This window comes from Streptomyces asiaticus, from assembly GCF_018138715.1.
GTDB lineage: Bacteria > Actinomycetota > Actinomycetes > Streptomycetales > Streptomycetaceae > Streptomyces > Streptomyces asiaticus.
On the sequence record NZ_JAGSHX010000006.1, the window covers coordinates 2,533,282 to 2,553,762 of the forward strand.

General features: G+C 70.6%; 18 protein-coding genes. 3 read left to right on the plus strand and 15 right to left on the minus strand.

Annotated features, from left to right (window positions below; translation table 11 throughout):
• Positions 1–59: 59 nt before the first annotated feature.
• The 9 genes from gatB to KHP12_RS18340 all read right to left on the minus strand — a co-directional run bounded on the left by gatB (position 60) and on the right by KHP12_RS18340 (position 11,044).
• Positions 60–1,565: an Asp-tRNA(Asn)/Glu-tRNA(Gln) amidotransferase subunit GatB gene (gene gatB / locus KHP12_RS18300; RefSeq protein WP_086884229.1), complete on the minus strand. Its 1,506-nt coding sequence runs from the start codon at positions 1,563–1,565 to the stop codon at positions 60–62.
• 14 nt (positions 1,566–1,579) lie between these two features.
• Positions 1,580–1,819 carry a hypothetical protein gene (locus KHP12_RS18305; protein ID WP_020868240.1) on the minus strand — a complete coding sequence of 80 codons (240 nt, stop codon included), beginning with the start codon at positions 1,817–1,819 and terminating at the stop codon, positions 1,580–1,582.
• Complete coding sequence (gatA, locus tag KHP12_RS18310) at positions 1,816–3,309, minus strand: Asp-tRNA(Asn)/Glu-tRNA(Gln) amidotransferase subunit GatA (RefSeq protein WP_086884231.1); 1,494 nt, start codon at positions 3,307–3,309, stop codon at positions 1,816–1,818. The genes KHP12_RS18305 and gatA overlap by 4 nt, the downstream gene beginning before the upstream one ends.
• Before the next feature lie 5 nt (positions 3,310–3,314).
• A complete protein-coding gene (gene gatC / locus KHP12_RS18315; RefSeq protein ID WP_020868242.1) occupies positions 3,315–3,611 on the minus strand; it encodes an Asp-tRNA(Asn)/Glu-tRNA(Gln) amidotransferase subunit GatC in 297 nt (98 codons plus the stop codon).
• A 207-nt stretch (positions 3,612–3,818) separates the two neighbouring features.
• Complete coding sequence (locus tag KHP12_RS18320; protein ID WP_086884228.1) at positions 3,819–5,924, minus strand: putative bifunctional diguanylate cyclase/phosphodiesterase; 2,106 nt, start codon at positions 5,922–5,924, stop codon at positions 3,819–3,821.
• A gap of 303 nt (positions 5,925–6,227) precedes the next feature.
• Positions 6,228–8,450: an NAD-dependent DNA ligase LigA gene (gene ligA / locus KHP12_RS18325; RefSeq protein WP_211833176.1), complete on the minus strand. Its 2,223-nt coding sequence runs from the start codon at positions 8,448–8,450 to the stop codon at positions 6,228–6,230.
• A 15-nt stretch (positions 8,451–8,465) separates the two neighbouring features.
• Positions 8,466–9,419 carry a methionine synthase gene (locus KHP12_RS18330; protein ID WP_086884230.1) on the minus strand — a complete coding sequence of 318 codons (954 nt, stop codon included), beginning with the start codon at positions 9,417–9,419 and terminating at the stop codon, positions 8,466–8,468.
• A 215-nt stretch (positions 9,420–9,634) separates the two neighbouring features.
• Complete coding sequence (locus KHP12_RS18335; RefSeq protein ID WP_086884226.1) at positions 9,635–10,324, minus strand: SDR family oxidoreductase; 690 nt, start codon at positions 10,322–10,324, stop codon at positions 9,635–9,637.
• 243 nt (positions 10,325–10,567) lie between these two features.
• Complete coding sequence (locus KHP12_RS18340) at positions 10,568–11,044, minus strand: ATP-binding protein (protein WP_086884225.1); 477 nt, start codon at positions 11,042–11,044, stop codon at positions 10,568–10,570.
• Between the two features lie 290 nt (positions 11,045–11,334).
• On the opposite strand from KHP12_RS18340, the gene KHP12_RS18345 reads away from it, so the two are divergent.
• Entirely contained in the window at positions 11,335–12,189 is an 855-nt protein-coding gene (locus tag KHP12_RS18345) for a helix-turn-helix domain-containing protein (protein ID WP_086884224.1), read from the plus strand.
• A 12-nt stretch (positions 12,190–12,201) separates the two neighbouring features.
• Positions 12,202–12,399, plus strand: coding sequence for a DUF397 domain-containing protein (locus KHP12_RS18350; RefSeq protein WP_086884223.1), 198 nt, complete (start codon positions 12,202–12,204; stop codon positions 12,397–12,399).
• A 26-nt stretch (positions 12,400–12,425) separates the two neighbouring features.
• On the opposite strand, the gene tgmC is transcribed toward KHP12_RS18350, so the two are convergent.
• From tgmC to KHP12_RS18375, 5 genes are all read right to left on the minus strand, one after another.
• Positions 12,426–13,562 carry an ATP-grasp peptide maturase system methyltransferase gene (tgmC, locus tag KHP12_RS18355; RefSeq protein ID WP_211833177.1) on the minus strand — a complete coding sequence of 379 codons (1,137 nt, stop codon included), beginning with the start codon at positions 13,560–13,562 and terminating at the stop codon, positions 12,426–12,428.
• Positions 13,552–14,523: an ATP-grasp ribosomal peptide maturase gene (gene tgmB / locus KHP12_RS18360; protein ID WP_086884221.1), complete on the minus strand. Its 972-nt coding sequence runs from the start codon at positions 14,521–14,523 to the stop codon at positions 13,552–13,554. The genes tgmC and tgmB overlap by 11 nt, the downstream gene beginning before the upstream one ends.
• Positions 14,520–14,762 carry a putative ATP-grasp-modified RiPP gene (gene tgmA, locus KHP12_RS18365; protein ID WP_167442662.1) on the minus strand — a complete coding sequence of 81 codons (243 nt, stop codon included), beginning with the start codon at positions 14,760–14,762 and terminating at the stop codon, positions 14,520–14,522. Before tgmA ends, tgmB begins: the two co-directional genes overlap by 4 nt.
• Positions 14,763–14,859: 97 nt before the next feature.
• Positions 14,860–15,387, minus strand: coding sequence for an LOG family protein (locus tag KHP12_RS18370; protein ID WP_086884219.1), 528 nt, complete (start codon positions 15,385–15,387; stop codon positions 14,860–14,862).
• Between the two features lie 851 nt (positions 15,388–16,238).
• On the minus strand, positions 16,239–17,471 hold the full coding sequence (locus KHP12_RS18375; RefSeq protein ID WP_211833178.1) for a glycosyltransferase: 1,233 nt from the start codon (positions 17,469–17,471) through the stop codon (positions 16,239–16,241).
• Between the two features lie 3 nt (positions 17,472–17,474).
• Between KHP12_RS18375 and KHP12_RS18380 the strand changes: the two genes are divergently transcribed.
• Entirely contained in the window at positions 17,475–18,524 is a 1,050-nt protein-coding gene (locus KHP12_RS18380; protein WP_086885823.1) for a MerR family transcriptional regulator, read from the plus strand.
• Between the two features lie 91 nt (positions 18,525–18,615).
• On the opposite strand, the gene KHP12_RS18385 is transcribed toward KHP12_RS18380, so the two are convergent.
• A complete protein-coding gene (locus tag KHP12_RS18385; protein ID WP_244203394.1) occupies positions 18,616–20,349 on the minus strand; it encodes a glycine/sarcosine N-methyltransferase in 1,734 nt (577 codons plus the stop codon).
• Positions 20,350–20,481 lie beyond the last annotated feature (132 nt).

Consider the following 20,481-nt stretch of genomic DNA (forward strand, 5'->3'; position numbering starts at 1 on the left):
CGGCGGGGTGCGCTTTCGCGCGCCCCGCCGCCGTCACACAGAGGCGAACGCCGAGCGGATCAGCCCTCGACGCCCAGCTTCTCCAGGATCAGCTCGCGCACCCGCGCCGCGTCCGCCTGGCCGCGCGTGGCCTTCATGACCGCGCCGACCAGCGCACCCGCCGCCGCGACCTTGCCGCCGCGGATCTTGTCGGCGATGGCCGCGTTGGCCGCGATCGCCTCGTCCACGGCGGTGCCCAGCGCACCCTCGTCCGAGACGACCTTCAGCCCGCGCTTGGTGACGACCTCGTCCGGACCGCCCTCGCCCGCGAGGACGCCCTCGATGGTCTGGCGGGCCAGCTTGTCGTTGAGCGAACCCTCCTTGACCAGCGCGCACACCCGGGCCACCTGCGCCGGGGTGATCGGCAGCTCCGCGAGCTCCACCCCGTCCTCGTTGGCACGGCGGGCCAGCTCGCCCATCCACCACTTACGGGCCTGGTCGGCCGGGGCACCCTCGTCCATCGTGGCCGTGATCAGGTCGATCGCGCCCGCGTTGAGCACCGACTGCATCTCGTGCCGGGACAGGCCCCACTCCTCGCGCAGCCGGTTGCGGCGCACCCGCGGCAGCTCCGGAAGCCCGCCGCGCAGCTCCTCCACCCATGTCCGGGCGGGGGCGACCGGCACCAGGTCGGGCTCGGGGAAGTAGCGGTAGTCCTCCGCCTCCTCCTTGACCCGGCCGGAGGTCGTGGAGCCGTCCTCCTCGTGGAAGTGGCGGGTCTCCTGGATGATCGTGCCGCCGTCGTTCAGCACCGCGGCATGGCGCTGGATCTCGAAGCGGACCGCGCGCTCGACCGACCGCAGCGAGTTGACGTTCTTGGTCTCGGAGCGGGTGCCGAACTTGTCGGCGCCCTGCGGGCGCAGCGACAGGTTCACATCGCAGCGCATCTGGCCCATCTCCATGCGCGCCTCGGAGACCCCGAGCGACTTGATGAGCTCGCGCAGCTCGGTCACATACGCCTTGGCGACCTCCGGGGCCCTCTCCCCGGCGCCGACGATCGGCTTGGTGACGATCTCGATCAGCGGGATCCCGGCCCGGTTGTAGTCCAGGAGGGAGTGCTGGGCGCCGTGGATACGGCCGGTCGCGCCACCCACATGGGTGGACTTGCCGGTGTCCTCCTCCATATGGGCGCGCTCGATCTCGACGCGGAAGACCTCACCGTCGACGTCGACGTCCAGATAGCCGTTGAAGGCGATCGGCTCGTCGTACTGCGACGTCTGGAAGTTCTTCGGCATGTCCGGATAGAAGTAGTTCTTCCGGGCGAAACGGCACCATTCGGCGATCTCGCAGTTGAGCGCGAGTCCGATCTTGATGGCCGACTCGACGCCGGTCGCGTTGACCACCGGGAGCGAGCCGGGCAGGCCGAGGCAGGTGGGGCAGGTCTGCGTGTTGGGCTCGGCGCCCAGCGCCGTGGAGCACCCGCAGAACATCTTGGTCTTGGTGCCGAGCTCGACATGCACCTCGAGCCCCATCACGGGGTCGTAGGTGGCGAGGGCGTCCTCGTACGACACCAGTTCAGTGACGGTCACGGAAAACTAACCTCTCAGTCCGCGAGGACGTCGTCGTCGCCCATGCGCTTGAGCTCGCGGATGAGCAGGGCGACGCCGGTGACGATGGCGGCGGCCGAGACCACCGCGTCGGCCAGCTGCAGCTTGTCGTTCTCGAATCGGGCCTTCTTGGCCTGCTTCGCCACACTGACCGCGCCGAACAGCGAGGTCGCGATGGACAGGTAGGTGCCGGGCCTGGACTTCTTGAAGCCCTTCGCCTTCTTGATCGCACTCATAGTGACGGTGCCTCCTCGATCAGCGGGTGGCCCCACTTGTCGATGAGCGCGGCCTCGACCGCGGCACCGACCTTGTAGAGCCGGTCGTCGGCCATGGCGGGGGCGATGATCTGCAGTCCGACCGGCAGACCGTCCTCCGGCGCCAGACCGCAGGGCAGTGACATGGCCGCGTTCCCCGCGAGGTTGGTGGGAATCGTGCAGAGGTCGGCCAGATACATCGCCATCGGGTCGTCGGCGCGCTCGCCGATCGGGAAGGCGGTGGTCGGGGTGGTCGGCGAGATCAGCACGTCGACCCGCTCGAACGCCTTCTCGAAGTCACGCTTGATCAGCGTGCGGACCTTCTGCGCGGAGCCGTAGTACGCGTCGTAGTAGCCGGAGCTGAGCGCGTAGGTGCCGAGCATGATCCGGCGCTTGACCTCGGCGCCGAAGCCCTCCGCGCGGGTGAGCGCGGTGACGTCCTCGGCGGACTTGGTGCCGTCGTCGCCCACCCGCAGGCCGTAGCGCATGGCGTCGAAGCGGGCCAGGTTGGACGAGCACTCGGACGGCGCGATCAGGTAGTACGCGGCCAGCGCCTTGTCGAAGGACGGGCAGGAGATCTCCTCGATCTCGGCGCCCAGCTCCCGCAGCAGCTCCACCGACTCGTGGAAGCGCTGCATGACGCCGGCCTGGTAGCCCTCGCCCGCGAACTCCTTGACGACGCCGATGCGCATGCCCCGCACGCTTCCGTTGCGGGCGGCCTCGACGACGGCCGGGACCGGCTCGTCGATGGAGGTCGAGTCCATCGGGTCGTGCCCGGCGATGACCTCGTGCAGCAGCGCCGCGTCCAGCACGGTGCGGGCGCAGGGGCCGCCCTGGTCGAGCGAGGACGAGAACGCCACCATGCCGTAGCGGGATACCCCGCCGTACGTCGGCTTGACCCCGACCGTGCCGGTGACGGCGGCGGGCTGGCGGATCGAGCCGCCGGTGTCGGTGCCGATGGCGAGCGGGGCCTGGAACGAGGCCAGCGAGGCGGACGAGCCGCCGCCGGAGCCGCCGGGGACCCGGGTGAGGTCCCAGGGGTTGCCGGTGGGGCCGAAGGCGCTGTTCTCGGTCGAGGACCCCATGGCGAACTCGTCCATGTTGGTCTTGCCGAGGACGATCACGTCCGCGTCCCGCAGCCGCTGGGTGACGGTCGCGTCGTACGGCGGGATCCAGCCGTCGAGGATCTTGGAACCGACCGTGGTCGGGATCCCCTTGGTGGTGAAGATGTCCTTGAGCGCGAGCGGGACACCGGCCAGCGGGCCCAGCTCCTCGCCGCGCTCCCGCTTCGCGTCGACGGCGCGCGCCTGGGCGAGCGCCCCCTCGCGGTCCACGTGCAGGAAGGCGTGCACCTTCTCGTCGACGGCCTCGATACGGGCCAGGTGCGCCTCGGTCACCTCGACGGCGGTGACCTCGCCGGAGGCGATCCTGGCGGCGATCTCGGCCGCGGTGAGCCTGGTCAGGTCGGTCACGGTGGTCACTCCTCCCCCAGGATCTGCGGCACCTTGAAACGCTGCTGCTCCTGGGCCGGGGCGCAGGCCAGGGCCTGCTGCGGGGTCAGGGACGGACGGACCTCGTCCGGGCGCATGACGTTGGTCAGCGGCAGCGGGTGGGAGGTCGGCGGAACGTCTTGGTCGGCGACCTCGGAGACGCGGGCGACCGCGCCGATGATGTCGTCGAGCTGTCCGGCGAAGTGGTCTAGCTCTTCGGCCTTCAGCTCCAGACGCGCCAGCCGGGCGAGGTGGGCGACCTCCTCGCGCGTGATGCCAGGCATGCAGCGATCCTCAGGGTGTGTGTGGAGTGTTTCGGCCCCAATCCTATGGCTCCCCGCACGCACAGCGCGAAAGGCTTTGGCGCACCATCGTTGTGGGCAATCGTTGCTCCCTCAGCTAACGCTGGGAGGTGCCCCCTGGCGGAACGGGTGGGCACAACGCCACCCACCGGCCCGCACCCGGCAACGAAACGCCAAGGGGCAGCGCCCTCACGTCACCGGCTGATCCGCGTCCTCGTCCGCGGAAGCGTCTTCGTTCGACGGCTCCGCCGTCTCGCGGTGCCAGCCGCCCTCACCCCGCGCCCGCAGCCACGCCGTCATCTCCTCCGGCGGCATCGCCGCGGCCACCAGCCAGCCCTGGACCGCGTCGCAGCCCAGATCCCGCAGCCGCTCCCAGGTCTCGTCGTCCTCGACGCCCTCCGCGACCACGAGCAGGCCCAGCGAGTGGGCGAGGTCGACCGTACAGCGGACGATCTCCGCGTCCTCGTTGTCCACGGCCAGCCGGGCCACGAAGGAACGGTCGATCTTGAGCTCGCTCACCGGCAGCCGCCGCAGATGGACCAGGGACGAATACCCCGTCCCGAAGTCGTCGAGCGACATCTTCACCCCGTGCCCGGTGAGCCCGGCCAGCGTGTCGGCGGCCCGCTGCGGGTCCTCCAGCAGGACGTGCTCGGTTATCTCCAGCTGAAGGGCGCCCGCCGGGACCCCGTGCCGGGCCAGCCGCCCGGCGACCGCGCCCGCGAAGCCGGGGGTGTGGACATCGCGCGGCGAGACGTTGACGGCGACGGGCACCTCGAGGCCGTCGGCGCGCCATCGCGCGACCTGGCCCAGGGCCGTCTCCAGGACATACTCGGTCAGCCGGGGCATCAGCCCGGAGCTCTCGGCCATGGAGATGAACTCGTCCGGCGGCACCTTGCCCCGGTCCGGGTGCACCCAGCGCACCAGGGCCTCCAGGCCCGCCACATGGCCGTCGAAGCCGACCTTGGGCTGGTAGTGCAGCTCGACGTCGCCCGCGTCCAGGGCGCGCCGCAGATCGCCGAGCAGACCGAGCCGGTCGGGGGTGTTGCCGTCCCGCCGCGCCTCGTACAGCTCGACTCCGCTGCGGTCCCGCTTGGCCTGGTACATCGCGACGTCGGCGCGGCGCAGCAGCCCCTCGGCGTCCAGGGCGTGGTCGGGGTAGACGGCGACGCCCGCGCTGGCCTCGAGCACCAGGGTCAGCCCGTCCAGGTCGAGCGGGGAGCCGAGGTCGCCGACGAGGACGCGGGCGCTGCGCTGGGCGCTGGTGAGCGAGTCGGTGGTGGGCAGCAGCACCGCGAACTCGTCGCCGCCGAGCCGGGCCACCTCCGCCCCGCGCGGCAGGGCGAGCCGCAGCCGCTCGGCGATCTGGAGCAGCAGCCGGTCCCCGGCCAGATGGCCCAGGGTGTCGTTGACCGAACGGAAGCGGTCGAGGTCCAGCAGCACCAGCGCGGTGCGGGTACCGGCCCGCTCGGCCTCGTCCAGCGCGGTCCAGGTGCGCTCCAGCAGCCACTGGCGGTTGGGCAGCCCGGTGAGCGGGTCGCGCAGCTGCTCCTCGGCGCGGACCCGGGCGATCCACAGCGTGGAGTCCAGGGCGACCAGCGGCACCGCGAACAGCGGGAGCAGCAGCGGGGTGTCCCCGGCGACGACCACGATGAGGGGGGCGATGCCGAGGAGCGCGATGCCGACGAGGACCTGCCGGAAGAGGGCGGTGCGGGCGACGGTGGGCAGTCCGGCGCCGGGCGGGGCGAGGGAGCACCACAGCAGGGCGCGGGTCACCGCGAGATAGACGAAGGCGGCCAGGGCCGTCTGGGGAATGGCGGACACATGCCAGGTGTCGGTGCGCCAGGGGTGTTCGACGGAGGGGGTGGTGCCGAAGGCGGCGAGGGTGAGGGCGGCCGCACCGACCCCCAGGATGTCGACCGCGCCGTGCAGGGCGGCCTGCCGCCATCGGTGCCGCCGGGCGGCACCGACCAGGACGACCACGGCGAGGCTGACCAGCACGGCCGGAATCCAGCCGTAGAGCAGCAGCGCCGCCAGGGTTAACGCGGCCCCGGAACCGGTGCCGCCCCACCAGCGGTCACGGCCGAGGGCGACCAGATGGCCGACGATGATTCCGGTGAGCACGGCGAGCGACCAGCCCACGGTCCCATCGGGAAAGAGCGCATTGCCCGCGTCGAGCACTCGGAACACTCCGATACCGAGTGCGAAAGCCGCCATGGCGACCGCAGCGGCCGGCAGCGCGGGCAGCACGGCCCGGCGCAGCCGCGACGCCGGGGCGGCGCTTTCGGTCGGTTTCATACCCGTCCCTCTCACAGCCGGCGGTGCCAGCGCCACGGCGGGCGCACACCTCAACAGTAGGCGGCAGAAGGGGAAGACGGGCGGCGATCGGCGACGGTTCCCCGAATGCCGCCCGACGATCCATGACCTTCTGCTATGCGCTGTAAGGGTGATGCCCGCCGGCTGTACCCGGGAAGTGCTCCCAGTCGTAATCCGGCCAGGTTTGGACCCATTGAGCGGACAAGATGGCCGGAGCACTGCGCCGGATGGGTGGAGCGGCTACTCCAGCGGCTACTCCAACCGCCGCTCCACCGGCCGTCCGTGCTACTCGGCGGACTCTTCCGCGGACTCTTCCCCGGACTCTTCCGGGGGCGTCAACGCGACCTCTCTCGCCGCGTCGGGACCCTGTTCGAGCAGGACGCCAAATCCGTCCTCATCGAGCACGGGAACCTTCACCTGCATGGCCTTGTCATACTTCGAGCCCGGATTGTCGCCGACTACTACGAAATCAGTCTTTTTCGAAACCGATCCGGTGACTTTGGCACCACGGCTCTGTAGTGCCTCCTTGGCCCCATCCCGGGTGTACGACTGAAGCGTTCCGGTGACGACGACGGTGAGGCCCGCCAGCGGACGGGGGCCTTCGTCCTCGCCGCCCTCCTCCTCCAGCCGGACCCCGGCCCGCCGCCATTTCTCGATGATCTCGCGGTGCCAGTCGACCGCGAACCACTCCTTGAGCGAGGCGGCGATGGTCGGCCCGACCCCCTCCACGGCCGCCAGCTCCTCCTCGTCCGCCTCGGCGATCCGGTCCAGCGAGCGGAATTCCCGGGCCAGCGCGGTGGCGGCCACGGGGCCGACATGACGGATCGAAAGTCCGGTGATGATCCGGGCCAGCGGACGCTCCTTGGCCGCCTCGATATTGGCCAGCATCGCCAGGGCGTTCTTCTTCGCCTCGCCCTTCTGGGTGGCGAAGAAGGTGACGACCTTCTCCTCACCGGTCTCCGGATCACGCTTGGGCAGTCCGCTGTCCGGGTCCAGTACATACGACCGAATGGGCAGCAGTTGTTCGATCTTCAAGTCGAACAGATCGCCCTCGTCCTTCAGCGGCGGTTCGGCGGGTTCCAGCGGCTGGGTGAGGGCGGCCGCGGCGACATAGCCGAGGTTCTCGATGTCCAGGGATTTCCGCCCGGCGAGATAGAAAATCCGCTCGCGCAGCTGCGCCGGGCAGGACCGGCCGTTGGGACACCGCAGATCGACATCGCCCTCCTTGGCGGGCTGGAGCGGCGTATCGCACTCGGGGCAGGCGGCCGGCATCACGAATTCCCGTTCACTGCCGTCCCGCAGATCGACGACCGGGCCCAGGATTTCCGGAATGACATCGCCCGCTTTGCGGAGCACCACGGTGTCACCGATCAGCACGCCTTTGGCCTTGACCACATCCTGGTTGTGCAGCGTCGCGAATTCGACCTCCGAACCCGCGACCGTGATCGGCTCGACCACCGCATAAGGCGTCACCCGCCCCGTGCGCCCCACGCCCACCCGGATGTCCACCAGCTTGGTGTTGACCTCCTCGGGCGGGAACTTCCAGGCGATCGCCCAGCGCGGCGCCCGCGAGGTGGAGCCCAGCCGCCCCTGGAGCGGGATCTCGTCCAGCTTGACGACCGCGCCGTCGATCTCGTGCTCCACCGAGTGCCGGTGCTCGCTCTGGCCGTAGTACGCGATGTACTCGCGCACGCCCTCGATCGAGTCCACCACCTTGAAGTGGGCGGCGGTGGGCAGCCCCCACTCGTGCAGCAGCTCATACGCCTGCGACAGCCGGTCGATGTCGAAGCCCTCGCGCGCCCCGATGCCGTGCACCACCATGTCCAGCGGCCGGGACGCGGTGATCTTCGGGTCCTTCTGGCGCAGCGAACCCGCCGCCGCGTTCCGGGGGTTGGCGAAGGGCGGCTTGCCCGCCTCCACCAGCCCGGCGTTCAGCTCCTCGAACCGCTCGCGGGGCAGGAAGACCTCGCCGCGCACCTCCACCAGCGCCGGGACGCGGTCGCCCGTCAGCCGGTTGGGGATCTTGGCGATCGTCCGCACATTGGGCGTGATGTCCTCGCCGGTGCGGCCGTCGCCACGGGTCGCGGCGCGGGTCAGCCGCCCCTGCTCATAGGTGAGGTTGACCGCGAGGCCGTCCACCTTCAGCTCGCACAGGAAGTGGTACGAACCGCTGCCCAGCTCCTTGGCGATGCGGTCCGCCCAGCCGGCGAGCTCCTCGTCGTCGAAGGCGTTGTCCAGGCTGAGCATCCGCTCCCGGTGCGCGACCTCGGTGAACTCCGTCTCGTACGCCCCCGCGACCTTCTGGGTCGGCGAGTCGGGCGTACGGAGCGTGGGATGCTCCTCCTCCAGCGCCTCCAGCTCGCGCATGAGCTTGTCGAACTCGGCGTCACTGACGACCGGCGCGTCCTTCACGTAGTACCGGAAGCGGTGCTCCTCGATCTGCTCAGCGAGCCTGGCGTGCCTCTCCCGCACCTCGGCGGGCACTGTCGACTGCTGTTCGCCGGCCACCGTATGGTCCTCCCGTTACTCAGGGTTGTCCGCGAGCGATCTCGCCGCCCGGACGCAGTGGGCCAGCGCGGCGCGGGCGTACCCGGGCGATGCGCCCGCGAGCCCGCACGACGGGGTGATCACCACCGACTCCGCGAGAGTCGCCGGTGCCAGCCCCAGCCTGCGCCACAGCGTCCTGACACCCCCGACGCTACCGGCAGGGTCCGACAATGGGGTGTCCGTGCCGGGTACCGCGCCGATGAGGAGTGCCGTACCGCCTTCCACGGCTTCCCCGATCGCCTCCTCCTCACCCTCCGTGAGCAGCGACAGGTCGAAGGAGATCCCCGCGACGCCCGCGCGCCGCAGCAGCCCGAACGGCACGGCCGGCGCGCACGAGTGCACCACCACCGGCCCCTCGGCCGCCTCCACCAGGGTCCGCAGCGCGCCCTCGACCACGCCCCGGTCCACGGCGGCGTGGGTGCGGTAGCCGCTGGCCGTACGGACGCTCCCGCGCAGCACCGACGTCAGCGACGGCTCGTCGAGCTGGAGCACCACCTCGGCGCCCGGCACCCGGCGGCGCACCTCCGCCAGATGGGCGCGCACGCCCTCGGCGAGCGAGGCCGTGAGGTCCCGGCAGGCGCCCGGATCGCTCAGCGCGGCCTCGCCACCGCGCAGTTCGAGGGCGGCGGCCAGGGTCCAGGGCCCCACGGCCGACACCTTGAGCGCGCCCTGGTGCCCCTGGGTGAACTCCTCCAGCGCGTCCAGGTCCTCGCCCAGCCAGGAGCGGGCCCGGCGGGTGTCCCGGCCCGGCCGGTCGCTGATCCGCCAGCCGCTGGGCTCGACATGCGCGTACAGCTCGGCCAGCATCCCGGCGGTGCGTCCGATCATGTCCGCGCCGGGCCCGCGCGCGGGCAGCTCCGGAAGGTACGGCAGGGCCTCCAGCGAGCCGGTGACGGTCTTCGCGGCCTCCCGCGCGTCGCCGCCCGGCATCGACCCGACGCCGCTGGCGGCCCCGGGGGGCCATGGGTGGTGGGTGGTGGTCTTGTCGCTCACGTAAGCGCTCCGCTGAAAGCGTTGATATGCCGTCGGTCGTCTGCGGCAACATTGTGGCTGATCGCGCCCACGCGGCGGAGCCGCACATCGACACAGTCCCGCGCCCCTGCGGGCGCACCCGAACCGCAGCCGACCGCCGCTGTCGAGATGGCTCAGCCGCGGGGGCGGACCTGGAGGTCGGTGATCTCGGCGTCGGGCGGCAGGTCGAGGGCGGTCAGGATGGTCGTCGCCACGGTCTCGGGCGCGATCCAGCGCTCCGCGTCGTACTCCTTGCCCTCCTGCTGGTGCACCTTCACCTGCATCGGGGTGGCCGTGCGCCCCGGGTAGACCGTGGTCACCCGGACGCCGTTGCCGCTCTCCTCCCAGCGCAGCGCGTCGGCCAGCGCCTTGAGCCCGTGCTTGCTGGCGGCGTACGCGGCCCACTGGGCGTTGGCGCGCAGCCCGGCGCCGGAGTTGACGAAGACGACATGCCCCTGGGCCAGCCGCAGCTGCGGCAGCAGCAGGCGGGTCAGCTCGGCGGGCGCCACGAGGTTGGCGGCGAGCTGGCGGTTCCACGCCTTCGGGGTCAGCTCCCCGACCTCGCCCAGGTCGACCACTCCGGCGATGTGCAGCAGCGAGTCCAGCCGGTCGGGCAGCGTCTGATGGCCCAGCGCCCAGGACAGCCGGTCCGGGTCGGCCAGGTCGCCGACGACCGTCCGCACCCCCGGGAACCGCTCCGCCAGCTCCTTCGCCCGCCCGGCGTCCCGCGCGAGCAGCCACAGCTCGTCGCCGCGCTCGGCCAGCCGCTCGGTGACCGCCGCGCCGATGCCCGAGCCTGCCCCAGTGATCAGATGCGTTCCCATGCTCCCCAGCTTGCCTCACCGCCGGACGCGCCCCGTCGCCGGTCCCGACCGACGACGGTCCCGACCGGCGACGGTCCCGACCGGCGACGGTCCCGATCGACGACGGTCCCGACCGGCGACGGTCCCGATCGACGACGGTCCCGGCTTGGCGCGATCCCATGCCCGAAACCCGCGCGGGCTTCCCGCCGAGCGCTCCCATCCTGTAACGGGCGCGGCGCTCGCCGTAACGTTGCCCGCGGAAGATCAGGCGGCGAGGGCCGGAACCGGTGCCGGCGGCGGCCCACCCCAGGACAGCTCGAACCACAGCGTCTTTCCGCCGAGCCCGAACGGCTCTTCTCCGATGGCGCAGCCGCCCCAGCGGTCGGCGAGGACGTCAAGGATGAACAGGCCGCGCCCCTTCTCCAACTCGGTCGACACCGACTCTGCGGACGGCTTCAGTGGCTCGGGCAGTTCGGGGTTGGTGTCCGTGACGCTGATCCGGAGGACGGGATGCAGCCAGAGCAGACGCACGGAGGCGTGGTTGCCGGAGTAGCGGACGGAGTTGGTGGTCAGCTCGGACGTCAGCAGCGCGGCCCGCTCGACGAGTTCGCGCAATCCGTGCGCCGTCAGCACGGCGCGCAGGGTGGCCCGGACGATCCCCGGGCCGCGCGGATCGCGAGGGAAGCGGAGCTCGTACTCCCAGGGCTCGGTGAACAGCAGCGGCGGCGGAAACGGAGTCACGCGGCACCTCCAGTGCGGGTTTCGTTCGCGGTACGTGGGTGTGTTCGCGGGCGCCGACGCTCGTTGGGTCGAGTGGCGCAACAATGTCAGTGCCGTTCGCCCTCCCGGGCAGGGGCGAACGGTGTGCTTCCGTTGCGTGGCGGCGGCGCGGGCGAGTGGTTCGCATCACAAGCTAGAGCACAATCCTTCACACGTGATGCCATCTCCACTATCGAGTGAATAATTGGCGCCTCACTCGACGGCTGCGAGCCCCGCTGTCAAACTCAGCTTTCAGCGCAGAGAGAGGACCAATGGCATCAAGACCTGCCCCTACGGCCCGCCAGCGTCGTTTGGCCACGGAACTTCGTCGCATGCGCGAACAGGCTGACATTTCGGTCCAGCAGGCTGCGGCCATGCTCGGAGCGGACCGAACGATGGTCGCTCACATCGAGGCCGCCCGGACCGGGGTGAGCGAGGAACGTGTTCGCCAGCTCGCGTGCAACTACGCATGCCCCGATGAAGCTCTCATCGAAGCCCTCGCAGCCATGGCCGGTACGCGCGGAGACCAGCCCTGGTGGGAGGAGTACCGAGGCAAGCTACCGGATGGCTTTCTCGACATCTCCGAAATCGAGCACCACGCCACGCGGATCCGTACCGCTCAGACGGTGCACCTCCCGGGGCTACTGCAAACCGAGGAGCATGCCCGCGCGATCTTCGATCTTTCCGTCCCAGCGCTGCGACGCCTGGACGTAGAGCTGCGCGTCGCCCACCGAATGGGCCGTCAGAGCATCTTCGATCGAGAAAGCCCCACCCCTTACGTCGGCATCATTCATGAGGCGGCGCTGCGGATGCAGTTCGGTGGACCTGCTGTGGCCCGACCGCAGCTTGAGTTCCTGGCCGATGCTGCCGACCGCGAGAACGTCACGCTACTGGTCATCCCGTTTAGCGCGGGAAGCTTCTATGGTGCCGGGCAGTCGGTCCTCTACGCCGAGGGACCGGTGCCCCAGCTCGACACCGTGCAGTTGGATACGGCGTACGGAGCGCACTTCGCCGACTCCCCTACACCGCTGGTCAACTATCGTTCGCTTCTGGACCTGATGGAAGACTCCGCGCTCCCGCCCGACGAGTCGCAGAAGCTCATCCGGTCCATCGTCCGTGAGATGTGAGAGGAGCCATTCGTGCACGAGCGCACCTGGCAGCGGTCGTCGTTCTGCAGCGGCGGCGGCAACAACTGCATAGAGGTCGCCGCCGACGACAGTGACATAGCCATCCGGGAGAGTTCGGAACCCAGCGCCGTTCTCCATACCGACAGGATCGCGCTCCGCACGTTCATCTTCGGTGTTAAGCGCGGGCACTTTGACCGGTTGCCGAACTGACACGCTTTTGTCGGAGTGTGCGACGGTCAGACGGGGAGCTGCCACTTCGGGCCCTCCGGTGAGCCGATCCATACGGTCTGTTCAAAGGGGGTGGCGGTCATCCCGAACTGCGTCATATCCGGCGCTCCCGCGTCCCGCCAGAGCAGAAGAGCCTGTTCCACTTGGTCCCAGAGGTGGAGTGGCCCGTGCTGGTGCACGGTCCACCCCTCACCTTCCGGTTCCGTCCACGCCTGTGAACCGGTAGCTACATCACGGAGGATGACACCTGAGCCGGTAGTCATCAGTTCGGCTGAGGGTGCCGCGAGCTGGCCGACGAACCGTCCCGCCCACTCCTCCAGGAGCCCGGGGTCCAGACGTGTACGACGGGTGTCGCCGTCCAGCCGGAAGAAGGACGGGGACGGCGGCCGTTCGTGGGGGCGGGCGAGCATATAGGTGACAGTGTCGCCGGTGAACCGACCATGGGCGGTTCCCTCGTCGTCGAGGACGAGACGAATCATTCCGGCGGCGGGCATCCAGCCGCAGATGGTGGTGGTGATTGATCCGCCGTCATTGAGTTGCCAGAACCATGAGTGCGGGATGGACCGGACGGAGCAGGTGGCGACGATTGCGTCATAGTCAGCGTGCCGCTTGCACCCTTTGAGGCCGTCTCCGACCGCGAGCGTCGGCGTATATCCGGCCTCGCCCAGGTGCGCGGCGGCCCTTGCGGCCAGGCCGGAGTCGCACTCGATGCTGACGACATTCCCGGCCCCGAGCCGGTGGCACAGGACTGCGGTGGAGTAGCCGGTGCCGGTGCCTACCTCGAGAACCTTCTGACCGGGGCGGAGTTCTGCCACCTGGGCAGTGCGTACCACCAGAGAAGGGAGCGTTGCCGAGGACGTGGGACTGCCGGAGACGGGACCCGTGGCGTCGGCGGCGTCCTTCTCCTGGACCTGGGTGACCCACGTCTGGTCGGAGTAGATCATCCGCAACCACTCGTCCGCCCCGGTCTCGGCCCGGTGTACGGGTTCCCATCCGGTGCCGGTGGGGCGGAAGGCCGCGGTGCCGAGGAACAGCTCGCGAGGGACAGCCGCGACGGCGTCGCGCCATCCGGGGTCAAGGGTCAGATTGGCGGCGCTGATCTTCTCGGCAAGTGCAAAGCGGAGCGCGGCAGGGTCAGCGGGCACGGTGTTCTCCTGCGTACTGGAGCTGGTCGGCGACGGCAGTGATGATTTTGCTGCTGATCGGTTCAGGGAACCATGCATATTGACCATTTGGGTTGCACTCGTACAGCCAGATTCGGTCATCCCGGTCCACGCCGAAATCGAAAGCCCCGAAGACGAGCCCGAAAGCGTCCAGATACTGGCGCACGCTCTTGGCCACTTCCGGCGGCGTATCGACGAGCGAATACGACAAAGCGTCGTAGTAGCGTCGCCAGTCCAGGCCGGGCGAACCCTCGATCCGGACCGTGAAGACCTTTTCACCCACGGCGGTCACCCGTAGATCAGCGATGGATTGCACACGTTTTTGGAACAGGTGCATGGTCTGGCCGACGCCGGCGTTCAGGGAGGCGGGATCGACTTCCTCAACCCATACCGTCAGTGCCCGGCCGTCGGCATCCTGGTAGTCCGTGCTGCGCAGTGGCTTGTAGATGACTGAGCCGTGCTCGCGGGCGAACTCCCTGGCGGCGGTCTCGTCGTTCGTGAGGAGAGTCGGCGGGATATCGAAACCGCAACGCGCCGCGGTGGCGAGCTGGGCGGGCTTGTGCTCGGCGTCCCGGTTCCGCCATGGGTGGTTCACGTAGTACGCGCCAGGGAGGGAAGCGAGGATGCCCCCGAGGCCGTAGCGAGCCTCTTCCCGGCACCAGCGGGCGTCCTGGTCTACCAGCCCGGGCGGACCTGCGTAGGGGCGCGGTCGGCGCCAGTACACGGATCGGACCCGGCCAAGGTCGGTGACCCGGGTTCGCGTCCGTGCGTTCCCCCGCAACCCGTCGTTGTCCAGACGGGCCGCGACGCAGAGGTCCATGGGGAAGTCGCCCGGGTCCAGGCGTACGACCGGGACATGGCGCCGGTTCAGTTCCTCGATGACGGAATCGGCGGTTGCATCATCCACCTGCGAGACAACGAGGATGGGGAAGGCCGGGGTCAATCCGTGTCGCCTTCCTGGTCACCGCCTTGATCCGGGTTGCCGTCCAGACTTGTCTTGGTCTGGGTTTCCTTGCTCGTCTCGGACCTCTTGTGCTTGCCCGCAAGGGGCACGCCCAGACCGTCCGAGCCGACCCATCGACCGGTCTGCGTCTCCGGGTCGAGGACGACCTCCGCAGCGGGAAGGACCACTGCTTCGGGGTAGGACCTCATACGCGTCAGGCCCCACGGCACCGCTGCCATGCTCACTTCCACCTCCGGACACCGCTGATCTCCGGCGCACAGTGTGTCGCCTTGCTCTCGCGCTTCGGTAGAGGGCGTGTCTCCAGCGGCACCCGCGTCAGACGGACTCCAGATACGTCATGGCCTCCGCCCCGTTCTCCGCGAAGAAGACCAGCTCGCTCAGCGGCCGGGGCAGGAACCCCTCCTCCTCCATCCGCTGGAACTGCTGCTTCAGGCCGTCGTAGAACCCCGCCGCGTTGAGCAGCACCACCGGCTTGATGTGCAGCCCGTGCTTCTTGAGCTCCAGGATCTCGGTGGCCTCGTCCAGCGTCCCGGTGCCGCCGACCATGATCACGACGGCGTCGGCGCGGGCGAGCAGCTGTGCCTTGCGCTCGGCGAGGTCCTTGGCGATCACCATCTCGTCGGCGTTCTCCCGGGCCTTGGCGGCGAGGAACTCCACCGAGATCCCGACCAGCCGCCCGCCGTGCTCCTGCACCCCGTCCGCCATGACCTTCATCAGCCCGATGTCGGATCCGCCCCAGACCAGGGTGTGCCCGCCCTTGCCGATCAGCTCGGCGAACTCGCGGGCGGGGGCGGTGTATCGGTCGTCGAGGTCGGCGGCGGAGCAGAAGACGCAGATATTCATGCGCGTCACTCTACGAGCCGGGTCGGACACCCCCGCCGCCTCGCGCTACGGGTCGCGCCGTGCGGCGGATCTTTCCCCTCCCCGCCCCTTCCCGTAACCAGGGGCTCCGCCCCTGGACCCCGAGGGCGAGGGCCCGGTGCCAGGGCCAGGGGCCCGGAGCCAGGGCCAGGGGCCCGGAGCCAGGGCCAGGGGCCGGGGCCCGGGCCGGGGCCAGGGCCCGGAGCCCGGAGCCAGGGCCCGGAGCCCGGAGCCAGGGCCAGGGCCCGGAGCCGAGGGCCCAGAGCCCAGAGCCAGGGCCCAGAGCCCAGGACCAGGGCCAGGGGCCAGGGGCCAGGGCCAGGGGCACCTGGGTTCTGGGGGGGCAGAGCCCCGGCCCAGGACTGGGGCCCGGAATCCGGGGCTTGGGGCAGAGCCCCGAGTCCGGAGCCCAAAGCGGAGCCCGAGACCGGAGCCCAAAGCGGAGCCCGAGACCGGAGCCCGGAGCGGAGCCCGAGACCGGAGCCCAAAGCGGAGCCCGAGACCGGAGCCCGGAGCGGAGCCCGAGACCGGGATCTCTGGCAGACCCCCGATCCGGGATCTCGGGCAGCCCCCCCCGATCCGGGACCCTGGCAGAGCCCCGGCCCAGGGCTGGGGCCCGGAGTCCGGAACCTGGAGCGGAGCCCCGGGTCCGGGGTCTGGGGCGGAGCACCAGTTTCGGGAAGGGGCGGGGAGGGGAACAACAGCCCGCCGCAGGCGGCAAGGTCCGTCGGACACCCCTGGTGGGGGCGACAGCGCGCCCGGCCCCGACATCGTGCGTGCTGGGCCAGGAGGAGCCGGGGCCGCCGAGGAGAGATGCCCTCCGCGCCCCGGCCCTACCCCCCGCCCACCGCCCCGATGTGGGTCAGCACCGCCGCGGTGCCGTCCTCCTCCGCGAGGGCGTACGCGAGCTCCGCCGCCCGGCGGCGGAGGGCGGGCTCGGTCAGGCAGGTGATGATCGCCGCGCCGAGGGATTCGGCGGTGAGCTCGTGGAGCGGCAGCGGCCGGGGGGCGACTCCGAGCCGGTGCAGTCGCGCGGACCAAAAGGGCTGGTCGGCCATGGCGGGCACCGGCACCGCGGGGACCCCGGCGCGCAGTCCGGCCGCGGTGGTGCCCGCTCCGGCGTGGTGGACGACGGCGGCCGTACGAGGGAACAGCCAGTCGTGCGGGAGGTCGCCGACCGCCAGGACGTCGTCCCCGGCCGCGGTCAGCCCGGCCCACCCTGCCTGCACCACCGCGCGCACCCCCGCCCGGGCCACCGCCGCCGTCACCAGCTCGCCCAGCCGCTCCCCCTCGCCCGGCGCCATGCTGCCGAAGCCGATGAACACCGGTGGCGTACCGGCCTGGAGGAAGTCGACCAGCTCGGCCGGGGGCCGCCAGTCCCGGGGCCGGGCGGGCCACCAGTAGCCCGCGACCTCGACCCCGGACGGCCAGTCCGCCGGACGCGGTACGACCAGGGGGCTGAAGCCGTGGAAGACCGGCCGGAGGTCCGCTCCCGTCGTGTGTGAGGTGGCCGCCCGCGAAGTGGCGGGCGGCAGGCCGAGCCGGGTGCGCAGCCCCGCCACGGCGCCCGCCTGGAGCGCTCCGGCATCCGCCAGCAGCCGCTGCCCCGCCGCGACATTGCCGTCCGGCCCGAGGTCCTCGGCGTCCGTCGCACCGGCCAGCGGGAACTCCCGCGTGGCACAGGCCGGGGCGAGAAAGGTGCCGATGACGGGGGTGCCGGACGCCTCACCGGCCACCCGGCTGAGCGCCGCCGGGCCGAAGGCGGTGAGCACCAGGTCGGCCCCGTCCGCCACCGCCGCCGCCACTCCGTCGGCGAGCCGGTCCAGGAACGCCCCCATCGCCGCCCGCGCCTCCTCCCACGAGGCCGCCCGCGCCCTGGCGCGGATCAACTCCCGCGGATCGCCCGGCAGCGGCCGGTGGTCCAGGCCGCATCCGTCGATGAGCCCGGCGAAGGGCGGGTGTGCGGCCACGGCCACCGCATGACCGGCCTCCACCAGACGACGCCCCAGACCCGTGTACGGAGCGACGTCCCCGCGCGAACCGGCAGTCACGATCAGAATCCGCATGTGATGATCCTCCTCGGCGAGCGCCGCCCGGCGCGCACTCGGACGACGGCGTTCGCCACGGACGCTAAGGGCTCCTGCGCGGTGGAGGTTCAAGTAACGGTGACGGGCGGCACCCAGGGCGGCGACACGATGGGCATCGGCGAACTGGCCGCGCGCACCGGACTGCCGGTGAAGACCGTCCGCTACTACTCGGACGCCGGGCTGCTGCCCGAGAGCGGACGCAGCCCGGGCGGCCACCGCAGATACGCCGCGGACGCGCTGCCCCGGCTCCGGCTGATCCAGCGCCTCCGCGCGCTCGGCACCCCGGTCGCCGCGATCAAGGCGGTCATGACGGGGAAACGCTCGCTGGGCGAACTCGTCACCCGCGAACTGGACGCGGTCGAGGAGCAGTTGCGCGTGGCGACCTGGCGCCGGGAGGTGCTCCGCGCGCTGGACGGCTGCCCCGCGCCGGAACGGCCGCGCCGCCTCGACCTCCTCGCCGGGGTGGGCAAGCCGGACGACGCCCACGACCGGCTGGTGCGGTACTGGCACTGGGCGCTCCCGGCCGGACTGCCGCGCCGCCTCGCCCAGGCCGTCATCGACGGCGCGGTGCCCACGCCACCGGCCGCCCCGACCACCGCGACCGTCCTCGCCTACGCCGAGCTGCATGCCCTGGCCACCGCGGACGACCGGCGCCGCCAGCCGCAGCCCCACCAGGTGGGCGACGTGGCGTCGTTCTACGCCGGTCTCCTGGACGCCTGCGCGCTGGCCGGTGAGGCCCTGGCAGCCGGCTGCCCGGACCGGCTCACCGAAGCGCTCGGCCACTTCGTGCGCACCTACGCCCGCGTCGACGGCCACGACGACACACCGGCGTTCCGCGCGCAGCTGCGCGCGCTGTTCCGCCGCGGGACGCGCGCGGATTCGTTCTCGCTGCGCTACTGGCGACAGGCCCTCGTCATCACCGGCGAGACCCCGCCGCCGTCCGCGACCTCCGGCCAGGGACACCTCGCGGCGCCGCTCGCCGCCCTGCACCATCAGGTCGCGGGCCTCCCCCTGACCGCGAACGCCCGGTGAGCGCCCCGGGTGGCCGGCAGCGGGTCCGGAACCCACCACCGGCCACCCGACCGGGTCAGAGGTCAGGGGCCAGGGGCCAGGCGGCCCCGCGTCAGCGGGTGAAGTGGAAGATGCCCCAGGTCACATGGCGGTTCCTGCCGCCCTCGACCCAGTTGCTCAGCCCCTTCTTCATATGGGTGAGGTAGTCGGCGCTGACCTGCTCCGTCAGACCGTTCGCCTCCTGGCGCCGGGTTTCCTCCAGGACCCGGGCGTAGTGGGTGATCAGCTGCTCGCGGTGCTCCTGGAAGCCGCCGCCGACCTCGATGAAGCCGAGCCGCGCCAGTTCATGGCGGTAGAACTCGGGCGACCCCATGGTCTCCAGATGGATGCGATCCAGGATGGGGCGGAGGGTTTCGGCGGCGCAGCCGTCGGCCGCCATGGGGTCGGTGAAGATGAGGTGACCGCCGGGGCGCAGCACGCGGGCGGCCTCCTCCAGGGGGCGGGCGCGGTTGCCGCTGTGCAGGAACGCGTCCTGGGACCAGACGACGTCGACGCTGTCGTCCGGCAGCGGGATGGACTCGAAGGAGCCGTCCATCACCTCGATGGCCTCGGTCAGCCCGCGCTCGGCGTTCAGTGCGCGATGCCGCTCGTTCTCCACCTCGCTGAGGTTGAGCGCCATGACGCGGCAGCCGTACGTCTCGGCCAGATAGCGCGCCGAGCCGCCGAAGCCCGCTCCGAGGTCGAGGACGACGGAGGACTCGGTGAGGTCCAGCTGCCCGGCCATACGGGCCACGGTGCGCCTGCTGGCCTCGGCGATCGGCTCGTCGGGCCGGTCGTAGATGCCGATGTGGATGTCCTCGCCGCCCCAGACACTCCAGTAGAAGGCGTCGGCGTCCGCGGAGTTGTAGTAGTCGCGGGCGGTGCCCACGGCTCCCGAATACTCCCCGTTCGCCGTGACCGAACCGATCGGTCCGACCGGCGCCTCCGTCGTGCGGTATTCCTTCTCCGCGACGTGAATGAAGAAGTCGGGCCGCTCGTCCCGGTAGGTGTGCTGGAAGTCGCCGTAGGTCTCGATCCGCTGGAAGCCGACCTCCTCCATCAGCCTGCGCGTGTAGTCCTTGCGCAGCGGAAACATGTTGAGGTGGTAGACGGATTCGTCGGGGAAGCTGTAGCGCATGCGCACCAGCCCCTCGTCCACGTACTCCGGTTCGACGGCGACGTCTTCTCCGCAGTAGTAGTACACATGCTTGCTGCTGTAGCCGCGATCGAGGATCGCGTCGTAGTTGCGGTGATCCAGGATCAGGATTCCGTCGTGCGTGAGCATGGCGTAGAACTCCGCCAGCGCCTTGCGCCGGTCACGCTCGGAGAACAGATGCGTGAAGGAGTTCCCGAGGCAGACGATGGCGTCGTACTCGCCGTGGGCGTCGCGGTTGAGCCAGCGCCAGTCGGCCTGGACGACGCGGAGGATGTGGTCACCGTGCTTGAGCCCGTTGGAGAATGCCTGGGCGAGCATCTCGGCGCTGCCGTCGGCGCTCACGGCCTCGAACCCGGCCTCGAGCAGCCGGACCGAATGGAAGCCGGTCCCGGTGGCCACGTCCAGGACCTTCTTGACGCCGCGCTCGCGCAGCAGGTCGATGAAGAACGTGCCCTCGCTCTCCGCCCTCCGATCCCAGTCGATCAGCGAGTCCCACTTTTCGACGAAGCTGGGTACGTACTCCTCTGTGTAGTGATCAGTGTCCCTGACATCAACTGGATTGTCGCCAAATTTCTGTACAGGTTGCGCAGAAATAACGGAACCTCCGGTGCTGAGACAGCGGACCACGGCACCCGTGTCCGCGGGGCGCATTCCCGGATTCACGAGACGCATGCCACCGGAATGGCCGGACGCACGTTAATTTCAGAGAAACTGATCGCGCCAAACGGAGATCAACCACTCAATCCTGACTTTCGGCTTCTTTCTCACCAAAAGCGGATATCA

Excerpts from the sequence above, each read along its gene's own strand:
- KHP12_RS18305 (WP_020868240.1), bottom strand. The coding sequence starts at position 1,819 with ATGAGTGCGATCAAGAAGGCGAAGGGCTTCAAGAAGTCCAGGCCCGGC.
- gatC (WP_020868242.1), bottom strand. The coding sequence starts at position 3,611 with ATGCCTGGCATCACGCGCGAGGAGGTCGCCCACCTCGCCCGGCTGGCG.
- KHP12_RS18320 (WP_086884228.1), bottom strand. The coding sequence starts at position 5,924 with ATGAAACCGACCGAAAGCGCCGCCCCGGCGTCGCGGCTGCGCCGGGCC.
- KHP12_RS18330 (WP_086884230.1), bottom strand. The coding sequence starts at position 9,419 with ATGCCGGGCGGCGACGCGCGGGAGGCCGCGAAGACCGTCACCGGCTCG.
- KHP12_RS18335 (WP_086884226.1), bottom strand. The coding sequence starts at position 10,324 with ATGGGAACGCATCTGATCACTGGGGCAGGCTCGGGCATCGGCGCGGCG.
- KHP12_RS18345 (WP_086884224.1), top strand. The coding sequence starts at position 11,335 with ATGGCATCAAGACCTGCCCCTACGGCCCGCCAGCGTCGTTTGGCCACG.
- tgmA (WP_167442662.1), bottom strand. The coding sequence starts at position 14,762 with ATGGCAGCGGTGCCGTGGGGCCTGACGCGTATGAGGTCCTACCCCGAA.
- KHP12_RS18370 (WP_086884219.1), bottom strand. The coding sequence starts at position 15,387 with ATGAATATCTGCGTCTTCTGCTCCGCCGCCGACCTCGACGACCGATAC.
- KHP12_RS18375 (WP_211833178.1), bottom strand. The coding sequence starts at position 17,471 with ATGCGGATTCTGATCGTGACTGCCGGTTCGCGCGGGGACGTCGCTCCG.
- KHP12_RS18380 (WP_086885823.1), top strand. The coding sequence starts at position 17,475 with ATGATCCTCCTCGGCGAGCGCCGCCCGGCGCGCACTCGGACGACGGCG.
- KHP12_RS18385 (WP_244203394.1), bottom strand. The coding sequence starts at position 20,349 with ATGCGCCCCGCGGACACGGGTGCCGTGGTCCGCTGTCTCAGCACCGGA.